The organism is Wolbachia endosymbiont (group A) of Anthophora plumipes, assembly GCF_964028115.1.
Lineage (GTDB): Bacteria > Pseudomonadota > Alphaproteobacteria > Rickettsiales > Anaplasmataceae > Wolbachia.
On record NZ_OZ034756.1, the window covers coordinates 781867 to 803264 of the forward strand.

Here is a 21398-nt window from a genome sequence, read left to right on the forward strand (position 1 = left end):
AAATGTTCAAGCAATATAAAGAACAGATAAAATTATCTCCGCAGTCTTGTGGTGTGTATAAGATGATTGGAGATAAGGATAAAGTTTTATACATTGGTAAAGCAAAAAACTTGAAATCGAGATTATCTGACTACCTTCAATTCGAAAACCTTTCTGAACGAATTAGAGTTATGCTCTCACAGGTTGTTAAGGTTGAAATATTCATCACTGAGAATGAAATCGAAGCACTGCTTCTTGAAGCACAGTTAATAAAATCATTGAAACCACTTTATAATATTGTGCTCAAGGATGGAAAATTTTATCCTTATATAACAATTTCCAAGCACGATTATCCAAGAATAGCAAAATATAGAGGCAAATTTAAGAAGAATGAGTTTCATTATTATGGTCCCTTTACATCTGCCGCTGCTGTTAAGCAAACTATATTGTCATTGCAAAAAGCTTTTCTCCTAAGAGTATGTTCAGATCAATACTTTTCCTCAACAAAAAGACCATGTATTGAATATCAAATTAAGCGCTGCTCAGCACCATGCATAAGCAAAATCACAAAAGACGACTACTGCCAATCAGTAAAACAGGCACGAAATACATTGCTTGGAAGAAATAAGGAAGTGAAAGAACAGTTACTTTTCACAATGAGAAAGTGCAGCAGTGAAGAAAACTATGAGCTTGCTGCTATATATAGAGATCGGGTAAAGTTTCTTGAGCAAATTCAAATACAGCACACGGATTTTTCTTTTGAAAAAGATGCAGATTTCTTCAGTATTGTACGTGAAGAGGATCTAGCATGTATTAGTGTGTTATCGTTCAGAAATAAAGACAACTACGGCAGCACTCCTTACTTTGCCGAGAACTGTGGTGATCACTCAAATGATGAAATTTTATCCACCTTTTTGGTCAATTTTTATAATTCAGCTAACATACCTCCAATACAAATTTACGTTCCAGATTCTATTGTGGATAAGGAAATTATAGAACAAGCACTATATAAGGTTGCTCAAAAGCCAGTAAAAGTTCTGCATGCAAAGAATAAAAAAGAGCGTGATTTATTGAAATTTGTTTATGATAACTCTCAGCATAGCTTAGAGCAGAAGCTTATCGATTATAGAAATAACCTAGAAAAGCTTGAGGAGCTTAGCAAAATCTTCTTGTTACCAAACATTCCAAAGCGTATTGAGGTTTATGACAATAGCCATATATTTGGAAATCAACAAATTGGTGTAATGGTTGTTGCAGGGCAGGAGGGTTTTTTAAAAAGTGAGTACAGAAAATTTACTATAAAGGAAAAATTTTCAGGCGATGACTATAAAATGATGAGGGAAGTGCTAACCAGACGTTTCTCCGGCAATATAAAAGGCATAATACCTGATTTTTACTGATTGATGGTGGACCAGGACATGTTTCCATAGTACAGAATGTACTGGAAGTATTGAATATAAACGTTCCTTTTGCTTGTATGGCAAAAGGTCCTGATCGTAACGCAGGAAATGAAACATTTTATATGCTGGGCAGGGAAGAATTCAGTCTGGCAAATGACAGCAAAGTCATGCTTTACTTACAATTGCTGCGTAATGAAGCCCACCGTTTTGCAATAACTTCACATAGAAAAAAACGCGATAAACAGTTTATAGTTTCACAATTAAGCAAAATACCCGGCATTGGCAACAAAAGGAAAAAGGCGTTGATGTCTTATTTTGGTTCAGTGAAAAATATAAGCAAAGCTTCTCTGGCTGAAATTCAAAACGTACATGGAATTAGTAAAGGTTTAGCAGAAGTCATTCTTAAATACGTGAATTATAAGAGAGGAGTGCTCTTAACCTGACACATATGGCTTTTTGAATACTCCTAATGAACATATTTATAAATAAATATTTACTCTTCTTTTTTATTGTTTTTGGGTTTTTCTTGATCAACCATTTCTCCACCGATCTCTTTTATTTTTAGTATCAACGACTCTGGTACATACATGTCAATTACTTCTTCTGCTGTCACAAATAAAGCCTGATAAGAGTGTGAATTTATTATCCAATTAGGCAATATGTCTTCTGCTTTTATTTCAGAATGTTCCTCTTTTTTGCCATATTCTTTTTTGTCATATACTGTATAGCAATATAAGTGCACAGCAAAAAATAATACATAAGAGAGCAATATTCCTTTAAGCACTCCGAGAAAGATTCCAGTAACTCTATCGATAAACCCCAACCTTATGGGTGATAATATGTACATTAGCCAGTTGTTTATTATCATGAATATAAGATTAAGTATAATAAATACAGAGATTGTAGAAAGTATGTTTAGTATAACTTTAGAATCAAAATATTTACTATAATTTGGAGTGAAAAAATCATAGTGATTAGCTGTCAGAAAAATTGATAAAAATAGAAACATTAGTGCGCATAGCTCTTTTATAAAACCTCTAGTTACCGAGATTATTACGCATAGAACAACAATGAAGATAATTAGGCTATCGAAAAGCATATTTTATATCTATATGGTTTTCAAGATATAATAGTTGTAAATAACAAGGTTGTAAAATTAATTGTATTTATGCTGCATCAATTGATCTAAATACCTAGCGATAATGTCAATTTCTAAATTCAGATAATCATTTATTTTGTTGTACTGAAAAGTTGTATTTTCCCATGTATAGGGAATTATATTTACTATAAATTCCTGATTAATAACTGAATTCACTGTGAGGGAAACCCCGTCTAGTGTAACGGAGCCTTTTTTTGCAACAAATTTAATTAATTCTTGTGGGCACGATAGTTTGATTTCATGAGAATCTAAATTTCGCTCAATTGTTAAAATTTTTACTATCCCATCAACATGACCCTGAACCAAGCGGCCATCGATTCTGTCGCTTAGCCGCATTGCTTGTTCTAGGTTTATTTTTTTTCCTATTCTCCACGTATTTAAGTTAGCAACCTTCATAGTTTCTTGAGACACTTGAACTGTGAATACATCGTTCAGTATGTTCACAACAGTTAAACATACACCAGAGCAAGCTATTGAATCTCCTTTGTTTATAGAAGGTAAATTTTGTGTTTTGATATGGAAAATTTGATCAGAGTTAGAGTGAGTGGTAGTATCAGTTATAGTCCCGATATCCGTGATAATTCCTTTAAACATATGGTGAAAATAAATAATTTTACCATGAAAAATTTTTTACAACAACTTACTTCTATTTTGTTATAGCTAAAGTAATTCTGGTTTACCAACGATTTAAAAAATGACAAATTCGTCATTCCGCTGCTTGTTAGTGGGATCTATGTGAGATACCGTGACGGTATGACGTAGGACTGCTGTCATCCCGCTGCTTGTTAGCGGGATCTATCCGCGGCGGTATGACGTAGGAAAACTGAGCCTGCACTAGCTATAGGCGCGAGAAAGGGGATCGTTTTCACTTACTTGCTTAACAGATTCTATAGAATATTCAGAATATATAAAGTAAGTTAAACTCAAAACACATAATGTAATCAATGTTGGTAACCCTATGTTCAATGCTAACCCAATATTTTCTCTTTTTTCTGGTGGCACTAATCCTTTTAACATTGACACTTTTCCTAATGGAAAATGCCATAAGCAAAGTGTTGATGCAGATGCTACTATTATAAATAGACAAAAATAAGCCTTTTTTGAGGAAAATACAGTTTTTAATGGTGATTTGAGTGTAATGTTAGTAGGTGGTAGAGTTTTAGCTTCATTTGTTGCTGGTGAAGGATCTTTATATTTATTTATTGGTAAAGGGTTTGTAGATTTATGAGGAGTATTTTCATGTTGCGTAGGAGGTTGTTGTATATAAACACCTGAAACTAATTTGAGCAATTGCTCTTTTTTTTTATATACTTGCTTATGTAAATACTCTTTTGGAAAAGAAGACTTGCCAGCTGGTTGTGGTATTTCTAGTATTTCTAATACTTCTGATATCTCACCTGACTCTAATATTTCATGTAATTGTTTATCTTGAAAATAAACAATATTGAATATTGAGTTAAAAACATTGCGAAATGTTTCTGGATCTTGATTTTTGTATCCATTCATCACTTCAATAAATATTTCATCGAGTTTTTTTCCCCTGCGCTCAATCTGGTTATCTAACATAGCTACTCTAGCATCATTTTGTGCTTGTTTTATGGCTAATTGTTTTTCTTTCTCTGATAGTTCTTTGGTCTGCTTTTTTGACTTCTTTTTTCTGTTAGCCTTAAAATACTCTGTGTGCGAAGTAGTTTGACCTACATTCTGTTCTGCTTCTTGAGGTATTGGATTTCCTATACTACTTGTCATCCAAGTAGCTGACACTGGGGTCCATTTTTCTTTTTTTTTCTGGATTCCAGCGTCAAGCGCTGGAATGACACCAAATGGTATATTGTTGCTCTGTATAGAAGGTTTTGGTGTTCTTAAAAGGGATAACCTTATTACATCATTAAAAAAATTGGATAAGGGAAGGAAGATTCTATATTTTGGTATATTAGCTTTTATTGCAGCAGTAACCACTGGAGCTTTACAATTTACTTTGCTTGCTACGTTAAAGCCAAACGAGCCTGTAAATGGTACAATTTGTCTATTTTGTGCGTTTTTTTGCTTAGTTTCACTCTGTTCTTGTCTGTCTTTATTTTCTGCTTCTTTTACTTGTAGTGTAACTTGACTCTGTTCCTCATTTTCAGTTTTTTCTGCATGTTTTAGCTTTTCATTTAAAAATGACCCTATTTGGTGCAAATTATCTAAGTTAATGTCTTTAACATTTGTTTGTAGTATGATTGTTATTCCTTGCAGAAGGATTTGAGGCGGAGCATTATTTACGAATTCTTTTACAGTTTTATAATTGTTAGTTTTACAGTAGTTATTATATAATTCACTGCTTTCTTTGGGCACTTTTATGTTGACTGTAAAATTTTTTTCCTGAAGAAGGCAGATTTTGAAAAAATCAATTAAAGATTTTATTCGAAATAATCTTATATTAAAGGTGTCTTTATCTGTTGCTGTTAGCTCAAATGAAAATTCTTGTATATTACTTTCAATACTTCTCGAGCGAATGGTACTGATCTTAATTATTTTGCTAGAAAATGCTTTACTTATGTTTTTGGATCTTTCCTTAAAGAACTTAGGTAAATCCTCTATTTTGTACTTATTATCAGTTTCAGTGTCACTGTTGTGCATGGTTGATACAGCAAATTCATCAACGCAAAGGTAAATAAAAAAAACTAATCGGTCAATAAATTAATAATCAAAATGGGACAGTTTTTAGATTGTTGATGCTATTCAAGATTTTACTATAATTAAAGTTTAAGCCAGCGTTTCTAAGATGAATAAAGAGTTACTGAATGAAATACCTTCACTTGAAGATAAAGCGGTCTCTGAAATTGAGAATGCTTCTTCTTTACAAGATTTAGAAAAAGTCAGGCTATCATATTTGGGAAAAAAGGGTGTAATTAAAGCTTATTTTGACAACTTAAAAGAGATAGAAGACGCAGGAAAAAAGCGCAATTTAGGCGAAGTTATCAACGTTTTACGCAATAAGCTAGATCAGCTTATAATGAATAAGGAAAATGCACTAAAAGCCGAAGAAGTTAACTTTAAATTGCAGAACGAGGCGGTTGATATCACGTTGCCCGTTAGACCAGAAAAAATGGGCAAGGTCCATCCACTCAGTAAGGTTCTAAATGAAGTAAAGCTTATTTTTGCACATATGGGTTTTAAAGCAGTTGATGGCCCTGACATTGAAGATGAATTTCATGTATTTGATGCACTGAATACTCCAAGTCACCACCCTGCGCGGGAGGAGCAAGATACCTTCTACTTAAAGAATAAAATAAACGACAAAAGAATGGTGCTGCGCACTCATACCTCATCTGTGGAGATCAGAACTATGGAAAAAGCGAAAACTTTTCCGATTAAAATCGTATCTCCTGGTAGAGTATACAGAAACGACTTTGATGCAACTCACACCCCTATGTTCCATCAAATAGAGGGGTTATATGTCAATGAGAATGTCAATATGGGCCAGTTAAAATTTACTATTCATCACTTCCTTAATAAGTTTTTTGGAGATAAAGGGCTGAAGATACGTTTTCGTAATAGTTTTTTCCCTTTTACCGAGCCTTCTGCAGAAGTGGAAATAAGTTATAAAGGTAGTAAATGGATAGAAGTACTGGGATGCGGTATGACGCATCCAAATGTATTTCAAAATGTTGGAATAGATCACACTAAATACAGCGGTTTTGCGTTTGGCATTGGTATAGAAAGGCTTGCAATGCTAAAATATCAAATTAGCGACTTAAGGAGCTTTTATGACAACAAAATCAGATGGCTTGATCATTACGGTTTTCATTTTTCATCTTTAAGATAAGTGATAAGTAAAACTCATACGTTCGTTATACTTGCTGCAGGGCATGGCAGGCGGATGAATTCAGATTTGCCTAAGGTCCTACACAAAATAGGCAGTTTTTCCATGCTCCAGCATGTCATTTACAATGCAAAACAGTTAAATCCTGAAAATATTGCTGTTGTAGTTGATCTGCCTTTAATTGAAAGACTAAAGTGCTTTAAGGATATACAGTTAATTACACAAGAATTAACACTTGGCACGGGAGATGCAGTCAAAACTGCAATGAGAAACCTGAAAGAATTGCCAGATTCGAGCATAATTATTGTGCAGTATGGAGATACCCCACTCATAAAAAGCAGCACAATAACTAAAATGGTTAGTTGCTTAGAAGGCAAGGCTCTAGTTTGCCTAGGTTTTAGGACAAGCAATAAAGAATACGGTAGGTTAATTATTGAGAATGGTTCCTTAGGAGAAATCGTAGAAGCAAAGAGTGATAAAAATAATCATGAAGAGTTTCTTGCAAATGCTGGAATAATGGTTGCATGTGCAAAGAATTTACGTGAATTGGTGGAGAAAATAGAGTGCAATAGCTCAACTCATGAATATTATTTGACCGATATAGTTTCCATTGCAGTGAAGAGTAATTTAAATGTCGGTTACGTTATTACCGGTGGAGAAGAGGCAACGGGAATAAATAACAGAAATGACCTTATAAAAGCTGAATTTTACTTTCAAGAAAACAAAAGAAAATTTTTTACCAACTCTGGAGTAACGCTTGTTGCTCCAGAGACTGTTTTCTTTTCTCTTGATACGCAAATTGCCAGAGATTCAGTTATTTACCCATATGTTTTTTTCGGTACTGGAGTGAAAATAGAGTCTGGTGCGAAAATACTGCCATTTTCGCATTTAAAAAACTGCTTAATTAAAAGTAATGCTGAGGTCGGTCCATTTACCAGAATACGCGGAAACACAACAATTGGTAATAAGGCAAAAATAGGAAATTTTGTGGAAGTGAAAACAAGTGAAGTTGGTCAAAACACTAGAATAAAACACTTAAGTTATATAGGAAATGCTAAAGTAGGGCAGAGGAGTAATATAGGAGCAGGTACTATTGTTTGTAATTATGATGGGAAAAAGAAACATAAAACGAACATAGGAAGCAATTGCTTTATTGGTGCCAATAGCTCACTCATTGCACCGCTTAATGTTCATGATGACTCTGTAATTGCGGCAGGTAGTGTTATAGTGGAAGATGTACCAGAAAAAAGCCTTGCAATAGCAAGAGAAAAGCAGGTGATTAAGAGAATAAAGTAATTCGCTGTAATTATATTATTTTTAATGCTTATATTTGTATACATGCGTATATCAATATTTGGAGGGTAAAAATGAAAAAATTACTTACCTTAGTAGCTATATTGCCTGCTGTTTCTTTGTCAGTACCATGTTTTGGAGTTGATTGGGTTAGAGATAGGATCTATACTTCTTCGTCATACAGTTCTGGCAATTTTAGTCATAGTATCGGTTATCACTACACAAACAGCGTAAAAATTTCAGTTGAGCCTATGATTTCAGTTGCAAATATTTTTAAATACAGACTGCAAGGAGGAATTTTAGCAAATTTACGTTATCATTACGAGTTTACAAACACGGATATCACTCCGTATGTCAATGTTGGTATAGGTGCTGCTATCGATTTTATTGGACAGTCAAAGTTTGGTTTCTCATATAAAATAAGCTCTGGTCTTGATTTTCCGCTTTCTTCAAGGACAAGTGCTTTTGCTGGTTATAGTCTATTGAAAGCATTTGAAGATTATAATCATGGATTTGAGCTTGGAATAAATTATAACTTATAAAACCCCAGCTGAATAGCAACAGGTTGTACTTTTTTCAAATTGAAGCTGAATTTTTGCTAGATAATTAATAAGCCGTATTATGGAGTTTTAATTAGAGACCTACCGCAAAAGCAAAGTGAGGGAGATTAAAAATGATCAAGTTTTGCTTCTGTTCAAAACAAGATTTTTTGAGAATTAATTATTGTCTGAGAAAAAGCAGATAACAAGGTGAAAAAAGATAGAAGTATTTAAGTAGCTCAGAAGGAGCATTAAGTCATGTTTTTTATTTATATTGACAGCATATATGACATCGTTTACGATTAAAGTTAATAACAATAATTTATATTTGTCATGTTTGCAGTAATTGAGACTGGTGGAAAACAATATTTAGTAAAAGAAGGCAGTATAATAAAAGTAGAGAAGTTAGAAGTTGAAGAAAAAAAAGAGGTAGAAATCAATAAGGTGATTTGTATTTCAAATAATGGCTTATCTTATTCATCTAATGCTACTGTTAAAGCTGAAGTATTGGAGCAGTGTAGAGGAGAAAAAATTATAATCTTTAAGAAGAAAAGAAGAAAAAATTACCGTAGAAAGACTGGTCATAGGCAGTATATAACTGTTCTTCGTATCAATGAAATTAATCTTCAAAAGTAAGAGGTAAGATATGGCAACTAAAAAATCAGGTGGTAGTTCCTGTAATGGTAGAGATTCAGCAGGTCGTAGGTTAGGAATAAAGAAGAATGGGAAGGTTATTCCTGGTAACATAATTGTGCGCCAAAGAGGCACAAAATTCCATCCTGGGAAGAATGTTGGTATAGGTAAAGATCATACGATTTTTGCCAAAGTAGAAGGCTGGGTCAGCTTTAGAAGGTCAGCAAATAAAAAGACTTTTATTGATATCTTGCCTACAGATAATATGAAAGCTTCAGCTTGAATAAATCAGGGGTCTGTAGCTCAGGTGGTTAGAGCGCACGCCTGATAAGCGTGAGGTCGGAGGTTCAACTCTTCCCAGACCCACCATTTAACCTATTCGAACTTTTCTCTATAGTAATTTAACATAGCACAAAACTGACCTTAACCAGAAAAAGTGGAGAGAAAGAAAGGGCGTTTTTTATAGTGAAAATATTTTTTCAAGTTTGAATAATGAATAGTGATGGCAAACAGAAGAGAATATACAGTTGAGTTTAACATTAGGAGCTGTAAAGCTAGTGAGAGAAACGATTACAAAAATAGCAAGAGACTAGGTGTAAGTGATGGTGTGTTGGGCAAATGGGTAAGGAAATATAATAAAAAAAATCATTGATATTTCGTGTTAAGTTAAGTATACTAAAAAGCTACTCACAAAGTAGGATATAATAGAGAGGTAGAACTGTGGGTGCACAGGTACTTAGCAAATTTAATGATGAATTCAAAGCAAGTTATATTGAAGGATTAAAAAAAACTTATTTTGGTGTTTTGTTGTCAACAACCTCTGAAGTTAGAGAAGAAATAGAAAAGTTAATAGAAGACAATCTAACTAAAGGTAAGATAACTATAGATGGAAAAGAAGTTTACGTGGGTTTAATACATCAAAATGATGATACGTATAGTGTTGAATTTAGTGAGGATGATTCTCAGCTAGGTATAAAGGGTGCGTATGTTTATGAACTGCTAATCAACAAGGGTAGGGCAGGTAAGAAAATATTAAGTGTGAAAATTAAAGGTGATAGTAAGGGAAAAGATACTATAATAGGTGGTCCAGGTAAAATCTCAATATTTCCACAACATCTACTTTACGTAAAAGAAGCAATAGCCCATTTGAAAGATGGTGGGAACCCTATTACGGAGTTAGCACTTGCAACAGGAACTGGAAAAACTTTTATAGAATTGCTTGTATGATATCTGCCAGCTAGACTAATGGGCATACATTACATATCTTTAGCACCAGATACTGATTTAGTAGAACAGAAACGTGATGATTGGAAAAAACTATTATCTAATATAGGCGTTAATGATATTAAGTTAAATGGAATCAATAATAAAGGAAATTGTGCTATATTAAGCAATAAGGGTCTTCTGGAGAATTGGAATCAGTTCTTGGAGGTTGTAGGTCTTGAGAATCTTCCTGGTATTATAAAAGCCTTGGGTATTCAGGATAAAGAATTTAAAGTAAGAGATGGAAAAATAAGTATAGATGGTAAGAGTTTTGTAATTCACAAGAATGAAATTCAGTTTGGCGATCAGAAATACAAGGTTAAAGATGGCAAAGTTAAAATTAATAATGAAGAATTTACTCTTGATATTGAGAAGCTAGTATTCCTATCTTTTGATGAAGAACATAGGGTAGATAAAGAAGAGATGTATAAGTATCGCATGGGATTGTTGTCTGCACTTTGTCCTACGTTGTTTTTGAGCGCAACACCTTCTGGCAATATTTATGAATATGTTAAAAACAATAACGGCTTGATAAAAACACTTTCTCTGAAAGATAAAATGGAATCTGGTGCTTACGGCCCTCTGGAGCTTAAAGTTCATCAAAGCGTAGAAGAACCCTTGGTCACTAAATATATTAGTGAGCTTGAAGGTGCGGTAACTTTTAGGGAGGAAGCAAGAAGTAAAAAATCTTTTTATCATACGCCGTGCACAGACTTAGAGGATGAAGATTTAAAAAAGGATATAGAAAATTATATATTCTACAATATTCAAAGCGTAGTTGGTGAACCAGCTCTCGTTTTAGCAGAGTCTAATAATCTGAAAGGTGAGTTCAGGAAGAAGATTACCCATGACGTGTTTAAAGACGGGATTAGTTACGGCTATAATACGGTTGGCAAAAAACGCAATGAAATAATAAATCACTTAATTGATGTATATGGAAGTGATAAAAGCCATATAATCAAGGAAGTTGTTGACGGTACTCTCGATTATAAGAGTGAAGTTCACGATTATTCCGCATTTCGTGTTATGCATGGAGTAATTGAGAACACACTTTCCTTCCTTACGGGGCTTTCAAGGAGTGAGTTAGATATAGCAAGGTTTCCAAATTTTAAAGATCTGGGTTCACAAGTTAAAGAAAGTTTGGATAAATGTTCCGCAGGAGAAACGCAAGCAGGCCTGAGAAGGTATTTGACAGAGCAAGGTATCGTGAATGACAAAACAACGAGTGATATTATACAAGGAATGCTAGATGTAGTTAAATTGTTGCAGGATAAAAAAGATACAGACCTGTTTACAAGATTGGTAAGAAACTGGAATCAAGATAAACAACTTCACACTATGATACCGATAAATCTTCCAGTGGATGCATATGGTCTTAATAAACTTGACAAAGAAAAGATTTTAAAATCTTTGGGAATAGGGGCAAAAGAGGTTTTGTTCACAAACCTTGGTTACTTTACGGAATGTGAAATGTTTGACTCAACAAGATCACTTTCAGGAAGAAGATTTACATTTGATGAAAAAAAGTTGAAAGATATTTTCCAGTACTTAAAAGATAATTATGAAATAAATGGCAATATTACAAAGATAGAAGAGGAATGCTTGGAAGCGTACAAGCAATTAGAAGAGAGTGAGAGAAAGAGGCAAGAATATTATGATCAGCATATGTATCCACTTGAAGATAGAGTACGTGCTATAAGCCCTAAAGGATATACATATAGTCTTAGTAACGGAGGGTTTTGTCAGCTTCGGTCTTGGAGGATCAGTGATACCTTAAGTCCTCAAGCTCTAAATGAATTTGAGGAAAAAATCAGTAAAGACAAAGAAGAGTTTAACAAGTATAAAAATGGCAAAGATTACTTAGACTTAGACTCATTGGTGCATTATAGTAAGGAAAATTTATTTGAAAGATTTTGTCAAGTGAAAGAGCAGTTTAAAATGCAAGAACTATATCCATTGCTTAAGCTAAGGAAGTTCTCTGATAAATACAAATATATAGAAGGGAGTGTCCAGGATCATGATGCACTATTGCGTATGGGGCTTTGTGGTAATTATGTTAACCATGAGAAAGTGCAGGGCTTTAATGCCATTGACTTACAGCATGTTGTGATGCTTATAGATCAACGGTCTGATTTTCTTAATAATCCACCACAACTTATACAAGGCCCTGGTAGGCTTAGGTGTTTGAACCTTGCAAGACCTTCAACCTTTTTCTGTTACTCAAGTGAAAGGCTAAAGTTTGATATAAAGTTGTTACAGAAGGGAGACTACATAGACGATTACAACAGAACAGTGAATCAGGATAATGCAAAAACTCCAGAGCAGTTTGGTGATGAGATCTTAAGTATGATAGATAAGCTCATTGAGAATGAGGTATCTAAGATAATAAAAGGAAAAAAAGAGACTGACGTAAGCTCGAGTAATGAAGGGGAAAAGCTGCAATTTAAAGAGGTTGATGATTTAGCAGTTGAAGTTCTTGATCAGCTAATTTCTGCATTTGAAGCAGCCTATAATAGTAAAGGCCATAATGGTGCAGAAGCACAAGACTACTTTGTTCAAGCTCTTAAACGCGTAACTTATAAAATTGAGGGGCTATTTAGAGGTAGAGTAGATAATCTGGGTATTGAGCACAATATTAGGGGTATTCAATCTAAAATTGATAATATAGTGAATAAGATTCAGGAGAATAACAAAAATAAAGGAGAAGTTGAGGCAAAATTGAAAGTTGATGGAAATATTATAAAAAGATTCCTAATTAAACTTTATCGCTTAGTAAGGCGTTTAATATTTTGCAGAATAAAGCTTGAAAGAGAAAAAATAGGACTTGAAAAAGAAGGAAGAAGTCTTAATCAAGAAAAGACAAAGTTTGAAAAAGAAAAGTCACGATTTGAGGCACAGATAAAAACCGAAGAGAAAGAAGAGTTCATAGGAATAATCAAAAAGAAAGAGAGTATAAAAGGGAAAAATATAACAGAGGAGGAGAGAAAGTATATAATAGAAAATGACATAGAAATTACAAAGGAAAATTTAAAAGAAGTAGAAACCATTCTTGGGCAGATTACAGCACTGGAAGTATTAAAGAGAGAAGAATGGTTTATGCAGCTTGTTAAAATTGAATTTAATACAAAAACAACATTATCTTTATTAGAAGAGATAAAATCGCTTGTAGCTAACGCTAATACGGAATTAGACGAAACAACTCAGATTAATGTATATGCAAAACAACTGATAGATCAGCTTAAACATATGAGTAGTGAAGTGGATAGTACTATTAATGAAGCACGTCTAGAGTTTGTTAGAATAAGATTAGAAAAGCTTAAGGAAGAAAAAGCAAAGATAGAAGAGCTTGCAAATAAAAAGCAAGAATCGCAACAAAAAAAGGAGAAGTTTGAAAAAATACTAAATTATAAGGAAGATAGTATGAAATATAATAAGCATTACGACAACGTAGTTAACTTATTTTTAACAAAAAGTAGCATCAAGAAAAATTACTTGCAAAATAAAGTTGAGTGGGTACGTAAGATATATCCAGAGTTTATGGAGGTATTTTTTAGCCAATACTATACAGAAGACCGTAAGGGTTCTCAACAGTTAGAAGAACATGCAGACATTCATCAGTTAGAAGAACATATTATCTGTTGCACAAAGAGTTCGGTTTTCTTGGAGCTGTTTACCAATGTTGTAATGCCGCTGTACAATGATGGTATGCTGCAGATAGCACTGGATACAATTTACTGTGATGAAGATAACACTTTAAAAGTGGGAGAAATTAATAAATTTTATGAAAGCGTGTTAGAAGGAAAGCCTAATGTAGGACAGGCTAAAGAGGTCATAGACTATATGACAGCAATACAAAAAATGATCTGTAAGAATATAAAACCACAGCCTAATAGTTTACGTGAATATACAGTATACAACGCAAGATCAGAAATTAAGAAATTAGAAAACAAGGAAGCTCATAAGGTAAAATCGGATATTTGTAGATATATCATAAAGCCAATCGTGGAAAAATTGTCAAGTTCTTCTACTATAAAGTATTGGGTAGATGATAATCCATCTAGGCAAGAGAAAGTTGCATATGCTGCTGAAAGTGTTGGAGAAAGGTTAAAAAGCGCAAAACCTTTGAACTGCGAAGTTATTATATCTCCAAACACGGAGTTCACTAATCCTATCCGAGCACAGTTTTCCAAAGGTAATATATCAACTGAGCTGAATGATGTTGTTTCTCAAAAATGGTGCGGGGAATCATTGGATTTAAGGTTATCTTAATTTATGCACATAAATATTATCTAAAATGCATAAAGTACTGCTAATTTTGCCCGTTTAACAAGAAGGTTGTGAGAGGAGTTTGTTTTTGGTATTATTGGTCCACCATTTAACAGTTAGTAGATGTATCCTTTATAGCGACTTTAATATTGTATAAGCAGAAACCTAAAGCATGAGTTTATATAAAAATTTAGTAACCAGTGAGTCAGTGGCTGCTGGTCATCCAGATAAAGTAGCAGATCAAATTTCAGATGCAATACTTGATGAATACCTTTTCACTGATCCTTTTGCGCGAGCTGCAATAGAGACTTTAGTCACCAAAGATAACGTTATTATAGCTGGGGAAGTATTCGGACCTAACATCAAAAATAGCAGGATTGAAAGTATTGTACGGAATACAATAAAAGATATTGGTTATGAGCATGATGGTTTCCACTGGAGAAAAGTGAAGGTAAATATACTGCTGCATGAGCAATCAAATGACATTGCAATAGGGTTGGATCAAGGTGCTGGCGATCAGGGCATAATGTATGGCTATGCAACAACAGAGACAGAAAACCTTATGCCAGCACCCATTTTTTATGCACACTCGATTCTGAAAAATATCATGAGCGCAGTTAAAGAAGCAAAGCTTGGTCCGGATGCAAAATCACAAATCACTTTGGCATATGAGAATAACCTCCCGGTACGTGCTGAAAGTATCATTGTCTCAATACAGCACCCTGAGGATTTGGATCAATCAAAAGTAAAAGAAATAATTTATCCTTACATAGTTTCATCTTTACCTAAAGGGTGGATATGTCCTGAGGAAAATCTCTTAGTCAATCCAACTGGTAGATTTGTTATTGGTGGACCGGTTAGTGATTGTGGATTAACCGGACGAAAAATTATGGTTGATACCTATGGAGGTTATATTCCACACGGTGGAGGGGCATTTTCCGGAAAAGATGCAACCAAAGTTGATAGATCTGCAGCTTATATGGCAAGATACCTTGCTAAAAATATTGTCTTTGCAGGTTTAGCTGAACGTTGTCTTGTGCAGCTTTCTTATGCAATTGGTGTATCAAAACCTACTTCATTCTATATTGATACATTTGGTACGAATGCGGTGGAGGAAAGAGTAATTAAAGAGTTTATCGAGAATAGTATAGATTTATCAACAAAAGGCATAATCAAGCATTTATCGCTTAATCGCCCTATATATAAACGTACAGCCTGTTATGGACATTTTGGTAAAGAGTCAGAAAATGACGGTGGATTTTCTTGGGAAAGCATGAACTTGTCTGCTGATCTTTGTAGAGAATTCAATATAGAAGGTAATAGTAAAATTTCTTTAGATTGCTAAAATTTTTGATTTACAGCCTCATATTTATATACTAGCTTATTGTTGAAGTATAATTGCTTTTTCATAATAATTATACTATATTAGTGATAATTATTATATTCAGTTTTTATTGTGAGGCTCATAAAATGTATAACGGAATAGAAGAAGAATTCTGTAGCATAGCTATAAAAGAATCATCTGATCTTATTGATAGAATAGAAGAACATCCTTTTTATGTTGAATTGATGAATGGCAAATTAAGTTATAAGAAGTTCAAGTTCTACGTTCAACAGACTTTTTTATGCTTAGTGGATTGCACTCGTGCTTTTTTAATTATTGCAGCTAGAGCTAATGATATTGAAACAATGGATAAATTAACCTTTATAGCTCGTAAAATATTCAGTATGCGAAGTCTATGTGAGGAGCAGTTTACAGAATGTAACTCATCCGATAATCACAAAAGATCGAAATCTAGTTCTGCCTTTATTGATTTCTTCATGCGTGCTGCATACCATAATTCAGTAGCTGAAGGCTTAGCAGCTTCTTATCCATGTTTTGGTATGTGTCAGATCACCTTTCAACATACGGTAAAAGATAGCATTCCTTCAAGCAATAAGTATAAAAAATGGATTAATCTCTATAATACTAATATAGTGGATAACACAGCTGATGCTATAACTGAGATTGTGAATAAGCTGTATAGAGAATCTAGTAATAAGGAGAAGAAAAAGATGCTCGAGTTTTTTCGTAACGGATTAGAACTTGAGGTAATATTCTGGGATGAGATGTATTACTCTAATATATCTAGCAAAGAACATTAGCAGCGGATTATTTACGTTGACTTGATCTTTATCGGTAACTACAGTGTTCAGTGGCATAATTAGGAGCTGTTACGGGTCAAATCTTTTAAAGGATATAATTGAGCATCCTTTTAATGTTAAGTTGGCGAATAACACCCTAAATATAGAGAACTTCAAATTCTATGCTCAACAAAAGACGTTGCTCTTAGGTGATTATATTCGTACCACCTTAATTACTGCATCCAGAATGGAAGATTATAGTAGTATTATCTCGCTTACTGAAGTAGCCCAAAGAGCAGTGACTGTTAATAGAGTGCTATATGACTACTACTTTACTATGTACAGTATAAGTCGTGGAAAGAAATCTCTTGAGTGTTTTAATTTCACTAATTTTCTTTTATCCATCTCGTATAGTAATACCTATGAGGCTATGACGGTTTTGTATTCTTGCATGTTTATATACAAGACTGTCGTTGATAGCATGAAAAATAGATTCAAAAAAAATAATAGATATAGGGATTGGTTTTATTTTTGTTACAGTGATTCAGTAAAGTCTGGATGCATTATTTTGGAAAATATTATTGATGGATATTGCAGCAGAGCAAGAGAAAATGAAAAGAGCAAAATGCTTGAGTTGTTTAGAATAACTGCACAATTTGTGTTAGATTTTTTGAACGGTGCATATAATTTTTCAAGATTCAATCAATTTCCTAAGGAACATTGACAATTTTAAGCTAATTTGTATCCTTAGTAAGTATTTTTTAAAATGCTATGAAAAGTAAAGAACATGATTTTCATTTAGTGGACCCAAGTCCTTGGCCAATTGCTATATCAGCAGCAATTCTTATTCTTGCACTTGGATTAGTTGGCGCGCTTCATAAACAAATTTTCGGAATGTTTTGTTTAGTTCTGGGAATCTCTGCAGTATCAGGGGTGCTGTTCTATTGGTGGAGAGATGTAATAAGGGAGGCCATTTATGACAAATGTCACACTGCCATTGTAAAACATGGACTCAAATTTGCAATGTACTTATTTATTCTCTCGGAGGTCGTGTTTTTTATAGTGTTCTTTTGTTCATTCTTTAAAGCCTGGCTTGATCCAGTTTTTTTATTTGAGGCGTTTTCTCCTGCAAAAAAAGTTGAATGGCCCCCTGAGGGGATTTTGCCGCCTGATCCATGGTCATTACCATTCATGAATACATTAATATTATTGCTTTCTGGTACAACAATTACTTGGGCAAATCACTCTTTACTTGAAAATGATAAAAAGAGCATGATTAAAATGCTGTCCATAACTATATTGCTTGGGTTTTTTTTTATAATAGTGCAAGCAATAGAGTATCATGAAGCGAGTTTTTCTCTACAAGAAACAGGAGAAAAGCTTATTTATACATCCAATTTTTATATGATTACCGGTTTTCACTGCGCACACGTTATAATAGGAATAATATTTTTATCAGTGTGTTTATTTAGAGCGCGGAAAGGCCAGTTTACACCTCAGGACCATTTGTGCTTTGAGTTTGCCTCCTGGTATTGGCACTTTGTAGATGTAGTCTGGATGTTTTTATTTTTGTTTGTCTATTGGTTAAGCGTTTATTAAGTGGTTAAAATAATAGGTCTAGATCCAGGGATAAGCAAGACTGGTTGGGCTATTATCAGCCTGAACGAGAAAAATAATATTGAATTTTTGGGCGGCGGTACCATATCAACTGATGGTAAATTGGGTACAGGTGAACGCTTACATATAATTTTTGAACAATTAAAGAAAGTAATATTTCAATATTCTCCGAATGAAGCTGCAGTAGAAAAAATTTTTGTTAATAAAAATCCTAAATCTTCACTAACTTTAGGATATGCAAGAGGGGTTGTAATTTTAGCGTTAAAAATAACAAAGCTAACTATGAATGAATATGATGCAAACTATGTAAAAAAAAGCATTACCGGAAATGGCCATGCTGATAAGGATCAGATTATATTTATGGTGAAGCAAATAGTTAAAAATTTGAGTATAAAATGTCACCATGCTGCTGATGCTCTTGCTGTAGCAATTTGTCATGCTTATACGAAAGGTTCTTGTTTTGTTGAGTAACTTTTATATGAGATTCAGTTTGAAGATTTCCAGATCTGAAAAAACTATTTGATTGTATTTATCTTGTCTAACGTTCGTTGCAAAATAATACATGCGGAGATTTTATCATCTATTTTTTTCGATTTTGTGATTGATATTCCAGTGATTTTTAGTGTATGAGTTGCGATAGATGTTGAGAAGCTTTCGTCTTGTAAGTATATATGTACTTTATATTTTTTTATTATTTTATTTGCGAATTGGATTATGGTTTTACACCATTTAGTTTCTTGCTCGTCCATTTTTAATGGTAGTCCTATTACCATTGATCCAGCTTCATTTTCTTTGAATATTCTATGCAGATAACCTAAATCTTTGCTCATATTTTTCCTATAATATACACTATGAGCTGTGGCTATAAGCTGTGTTTTATCGCTAAATGCTATGCCTATTTGCTTTTCTCCCATGTCAAGGCACATTATGCGCTTATCTTTTGGAATAGACTTTAGAAACTCATCTGGATTTCTATGTAGCATCTATTAGACTTCCTTTAAAGTGACCTTACCCAGAAAAAGTAGAGAGAAAGTCAAGAAAATTTTTTACAAAAAGAATAATGAATCAAATTGCTCAGGAATGCAATAATTAGTAGCAGAATGTCTACGCTGTTTAATACACAGCTTCTAATTAAAACTCAACTGTATATTCTCTTCTTTTTGTCATTACTACTCCTTTTGAAAAAACATTTTTATTATAAAAAAACGCCTTTTCTTTCTCTTCACTCTTTCTGGGTAAGGTCATATTTTAATTACTATAGGTTAAAAAGTTAAGACAAAAAATAAAAATGTGGGTTTTGTTTTGACTTTTTGTGTTAATTTTGCAGAATATTAAGATTATCATTTAAATAAAATACATGACGAAAGAGGATTGGGAAGCGGTAATTGGGCTTGAGGTGCACGCTCAAGTTTCTTCTAATACGAAGCTATTTTCTAGCTCATCAACGGAGTTTGGTGCTGAGCATAACACTCAAGTTTCTCTAGTTGATGCGGCAATGCCAGGTACGCTGCCAATACTAAATTATTACTGCATAGAGCAAGCAATACGCACCGGTCTTGCACTTTCTGCAGAAATTAATAAGTGTTCTTACTTTGATCGGAAAAATTATTTTTATCCTGATTTACCGCAAGGTTACCAGATAACCCAGTTTTTTGAGCCAATAGTTAAAAATGGTAGAGTATTTATCAACGACAATGAAAAGGAAATAAGAATTGCGAGAATTCATTTAGAGCAAGACGCAGGAAAGAGCGTTCATGAGGAAAGCAAAACTTATGTGGATTTAAATCGTGCAGGGGTTGCTTTAATGGAAATTGTTTCAGAACCAGATCTCCGTTCATCTGCGGAAGCTGCAGAATGCATGAAAAAATTGAGGCAGATTTTGCGTTACATTGGTTCATGTGATGGTGATATGGAAAAGGGATCACTTCGTTGTGATGCAAATGTTTCTGTCCGCCTAAAAGGCAGTAGCACATTTGGCACTCGTTGTGAGATAAAAAATCTGAACTCGATACGTTATATTGTGCAAGCTATAGACTATGAAATACAAAGACAAATTGAAATTTTAGAAGGTGGGGAAGAAATAAGTCAAGATACCTTATTGTTTGACGTTGCTTCGGGAAAAACAAAAGTGATGCGAAACAAAGAAGATGCAAGCGACTATAGATACTTCCCTGAGCCTGATTTATTACCTGTTGAGGTAAGCCAGGAGAAAATTGATTTAATTCAATCATCTTTGCCTGAGTTGCCAGAGCAGAAAAAGCAGCGATACATTGAAAAATTAGGTATCAACGAATACGATGCAAATGTCATTACTTCCGATAAGGCGATTGCTGATTACTTTGAGGAATTGATAAAAAAACATGATTCAAAGCTCGCGGTCACCTGGTTAACTGTAGAGCTTTTCGGTCGTTTAAATAAAGCAAATATTGATATTGTGAGCTCTCCAATCAAAGCAAATGCCTTGTTGGAACTCTTAGATTTTATCGTTGATGGAACAATCTCTGCTAAACTTGGCAAACAAATTTTTGATATTATGTTTGAAACTGGCAAACCTGCATCCCTTATTATAGAAGAGCAGGATCTCAAGCAAATAACTGACAAATGTCAAATTTCAGAGGTAATAGATAAAATCATCAATGACAACCAAGATAAAGTTCAAGAATACAAAAGCGGTAAAACAAAATTATATGGTTTCTTTGTTGGTGAAGTCATGAAACTTACCAAGGGAAAAGCCAGCCCCGATGTCATGAATTCAATTTTGAGTGAAAAGTTAGATAAGGTGCCCGAAGGTTATCCTGCTGGAGAGGTAAAACACTTTTACCATGGTATTACCTATCAAAAATTGTGGCTCATATTCTTTCTCGAACGTGCGATGGATAAAAAGTGTCCTTTCCTCTTGGCTACGGAAATGGAGTTAGCTGAAGGTTTTGGTGATATTATTCTTCGGTATGAACAAAACAGAAGAATAACACATAGATTCATACAAATCAAGCACAAGCAAGATGGACACAGAAAAATCAGCATAGGTGACTTATTAACATGGCGAAAAAGTAGTGAATTCAGCTTAGTAAAATATCTTGTTGCTTATTTAAAAATCAAAAGTAGAGGAAAGTTCGAGGGTGAAATAGAAGATTTTGTTATTGCCACAAATGTCGGTTTTGACTTTGAAAGTCTAGCAGATAAGGGAATTTCATTTACAAGAATGAACACAGAAGATGAGTTTCTGAATATAGGCAGTAGTGTAAGATATAAATTTGATAATAGTATTATCTCACACTTGCAGGAGAATATGGATTTTATAAAGGGTGAGGTAGGTG

General features: G+C 33.9%; 17 protein-coding genes, 1 tRNA gene and 2 pseudogenes. 16 read left to right on the plus strand and 4 right to left on the minus strand.

From position 1 onward, the window contains the following. Positions 1 to 2: 2 nt before the first annotated feature. Positions 3 to 1822: pseudogene (gene uvrC / locus ABWU75_RS04030) on the plus strand (excinuclease ABC subunit UvrC). 50 nt (positions 1823 to 1872) lie between these two features. On the opposite strand, the gene ABWU75_RS04035 reads toward uvrC, so the two are convergent. The 3 genes from ABWU75_RS04035 to ABWU75_RS04045 form a co-directional block, all read right to left on the minus strand. Beyond that, positions 1873 to 2478 (minus strand): CvpA family protein, encoded by a 606-nt coding sequence (locus tag ABWU75_RS04035; protein WP_253307316.1) that lies wholly within the window; start codon positions 2476 to 2478, stop codon positions 1873 to 1875. Positions 2479 to 2535: 57 nt separating this feature from the next. Beyond that, positions 2536 to 3132 carry a riboflavin synthase gene (locus ABWU75_RS04040; protein WP_353286663.1) on the minus strand — a complete coding sequence of 199 codons (597 nt, stop codon included), beginning with the start codon at positions 3130 to 3132 and terminating at the stop codon, positions 2536 to 2538. Positions 3133 to 3372: 240 nt separating this feature from the next. Beyond that, positions 3373 to 5160, minus strand: coding sequence for a hypothetical protein (locus ABWU75_RS04045; protein WP_353286664.1), 1788 nt, complete (start codon positions 5158 to 5160; stop codon positions 3373 to 3375). Positions 5161 to 5305: 145 nt separating this feature from the next. Between ABWU75_RS04045 and pheS the strand changes: the two genes are divergently transcribed. From pheS to ruvC, 14 genes are all read left to right on the plus strand, one after another. Further along, positions 5306 to 6349 (plus strand): phenylalanine--tRNA ligase subunit alpha, encoded by a 1044-nt coding sequence (gene pheS / locus ABWU75_RS04050; protein ID WP_353286665.1) that lies wholly within the window; start codon positions 5306 to 5308, stop codon positions 6347 to 6349. Continuing rightward, on the plus strand, positions 6350 to 7642 hold the full coding sequence (glmU, locus tag ABWU75_RS04055) for a bifunctional UDP-N-acetylglucosamine diphosphorylase/glucosamine-1-phosphate N-acetyltransferase GlmU (protein ID WP_353286666.1): 1293 nt from the start codon (positions 6350 to 6352) through the stop codon (positions 7640 to 7642). Between the two features lie 71 nt (positions 7643 to 7713). Next, positions 7714 to 8181 (plus strand): P44/Msp2 family outer membrane protein, encoded by a 468-nt coding sequence (locus ABWU75_RS04060; RefSeq protein WP_264687812.1) that lies wholly within the window; start codon positions 7714 to 7716, stop codon positions 8179 to 8181. Between the two features lie 330 nt (positions 8182 to 8511). Beyond that, entirely contained in the window at positions 8512 to 8814 is a 303-nt protein-coding gene (gene rplU / locus ABWU75_RS04065) for a 50S ribosomal protein L21 (protein ID WP_096617066.1), read from the plus strand. Between the two features lie 10 nt (positions 8815 to 8824). Then, positions 8825 to 9094: a 50S ribosomal protein L27 gene (rpmA, locus tag ABWU75_RS04070; RefSeq protein ID WP_096617064.1), complete on the plus strand. Its 270-nt coding sequence runs from the start codon at positions 8825 to 8827 to the stop codon at positions 9092 to 9094. Between the two features lie 9 nt (positions 9095 to 9103). Then, positions 9104 to 9180, plus strand: a tRNA-Ile gene (locus ABWU75_RS04075). A gap of 130 nt (positions 9181 to 9310) precedes the next feature. Then, the gene (locus ABWU75_RS04080; RefSeq protein ID WP_353286667.1) at positions 9311 to 9463 is read left to right on the plus strand and encodes a hypothetical protein; all 153 of its coding nucleotides are present in this window, start codon (positions 9311 to 9313) and stop codon (positions 9461 to 9463) included. A 68-nt stretch (positions 9464 to 9531) separates the two neighbouring features. Then, positions 9532 to 10038 (plus strand): hypothetical protein, encoded by a 507-nt coding sequence (locus ABWU75_RS04085; RefSeq protein WP_353286668.1) that lies wholly within the window; start codon positions 9532 to 9534, stop codon positions 10036 to 10038. Positions 10039 to 10056: 18 nt separating this feature from the next. Beyond that, on the plus strand, positions 10057 to 14343 hold the full coding sequence (locus ABWU75_RS04090) for a hypothetical protein (protein ID WP_353286669.1): 4287 nt from the start codon (positions 10057 to 10059) through the stop codon (positions 14341 to 14343). A gap of 169 nt (positions 14344 to 14512) precedes the next feature. Further along, entirely contained in the window at positions 14513 to 15685 is a 1173-nt protein-coding gene (gene metK, locus ABWU75_RS04095) for a methionine adenosyltransferase (RefSeq protein WP_265016733.1), read from the plus strand. Between the two features lie 125 nt (positions 15686 to 15810). Further along, the gene (locus tag ABWU75_RS04100) at positions 15811 to 16485 is read left to right on the plus strand and encodes a TenA family protein (RefSeq protein ID WP_353286670.1); all 675 of its coding nucleotides are present in this window, start codon (positions 15811 to 15813) and stop codon (positions 16483 to 16485) included. 121 nt (positions 16486 to 16606) lie between these two features. Next, complete coding sequence (locus tag ABWU75_RS04105) at positions 16607 to 17188, plus strand: TenA family protein (RefSeq protein ID WP_353286671.1); 582 nt, start codon at positions 16607 to 16609, stop codon at positions 17186 to 17188. Positions 17189 to 17235: 47 nt separating this feature from the next. Continuing rightward, positions 17236 to 18063, plus strand: a complete 828-nt coding sequence (locus tag ABWU75_RS04110) for a cytochrome c oxidase subunit 3 (protein WP_264731416.1) — start codon at positions 17236 to 17238, stop codon at positions 18061 to 18063. After that, the gene (ruvC, locus tag ABWU75_RS04115) at positions 18064 to 18552 is read left to right on the plus strand and encodes a crossover junction endodeoxyribonuclease RuvC (protein ID WP_253309367.1); all 489 of its coding nucleotides are present in this window, start codon (positions 18064 to 18066) and stop codon (positions 18550 to 18552) included. 44 nt (positions 18553 to 18596) lie between these two features. Here the strand turns inward: ruvC and ruvX are convergent, their stop codons facing one another. Then, positions 18597 to 19064, minus strand: a complete 468-nt coding sequence (gene ruvX / locus ABWU75_RS04120; RefSeq protein WP_253309368.1) for a Holliday junction resolvase RuvX — start codon at positions 19062 to 19064, stop codon at positions 18597 to 18599. 374 nt (positions 19065 to 19438) lie between these two features. Between ruvX and gatB the strand changes: the two are divergent. Beyond that, positions 19439 to 20854 (plus strand): annotated as a pseudogene (gatB, locus tag ABWU75_RS04125) (Asp-tRNA(Asn)/Glu-tRNA(Gln) amidotransferase subunit GatB); the annotation flags it as partial. Positions 20855 to 21398 lie beyond the last annotated feature (544 nt).

What these genes read in the sequence shown, in the direction of transcription:
- rplU (WP_096617066.1), top strand. Translation starts at nt 8,512, where the DNA reads ATGTTTGCAGTAATTGAGACTGGTGGAAAACAATATTTAGTAAAAGAA.
- ABWU75_RS04110 (WP_264731416.1), top strand. Translation starts at nt 17,236, where the DNA reads ATGAAAAGTAAAGAACATGATTTTCATTTAGTGGACCCAAGTCCTTGG.
- metK (WP_265016733.1), top strand. Translation starts at nt 14,513, where the DNA reads ATGAGTTTATATAAAAATTTAGTAACCAGTGAGTCAGTGGCTGCTGGT.
- ABWU75_RS04060 (WP_264687812.1), top strand. Translation starts at nt 7,714, where the DNA reads ATGAAAAAATTACTTACCTTAGTAGCTATATTGCCTGCTGTTTCTTTG.
- ABWU75_RS04045 (WP_353286664.1), bottom strand. Translation starts at nt 5,160, where the DNA reads ATGCACAACAGTGACACTGAAACTGATAATAAGTACAAAATAGAGGAT.
- ABWU75_RS04040 (WP_353286663.1), bottom strand. Translation starts at nt 3,132, where the DNA reads ATGTTTAAAGGAATTATCACGGATATCGGGACTATAACTGATACTACC.
- pheS (WP_353286665.1), top strand. Translation starts at nt 5,306, where the DNA reads ATGAATAAAGAGTTACTGAATGAAATACCTTCACTTGAAGATAAAGCG.
- rpmA (WP_096617064.1), top strand. Translation starts at nt 8,825, where the DNA reads ATGGCAACTAAAAAATCAGGTGGTAGTTCCTGTAATGGTAGAGATTCA.
- ABWU75_RS04100 (WP_353286670.1), top strand. Translation starts at nt 15,811, where the DNA reads ATGTATAACGGAATAGAAGAAGAATTCTGTAGCATAGCTATAAAAGAA.
- ruvX (WP_253309368.1), bottom strand. Translation starts at nt 19,064, where the DNA reads ATGCTACATAGAAATCCAGATGAGTTTCTAAAGTCTATTCCAAAAGAT.
- ABWU75_RS04090 (WP_353286669.1), top strand. Translation starts at nt 10,057, where the DNA reads ATGGGCATACATTACATATCTTTAGCACCAGATACTGATTTAGTAGAA.
- ABWU75_RS04035 (WP_253307316.1), bottom strand. Translation starts at nt 2,478, where the DNA reads ATGCTTTTCGATAGCCTAATTATCTTCATTGTTGTTCTATGCGTAATA.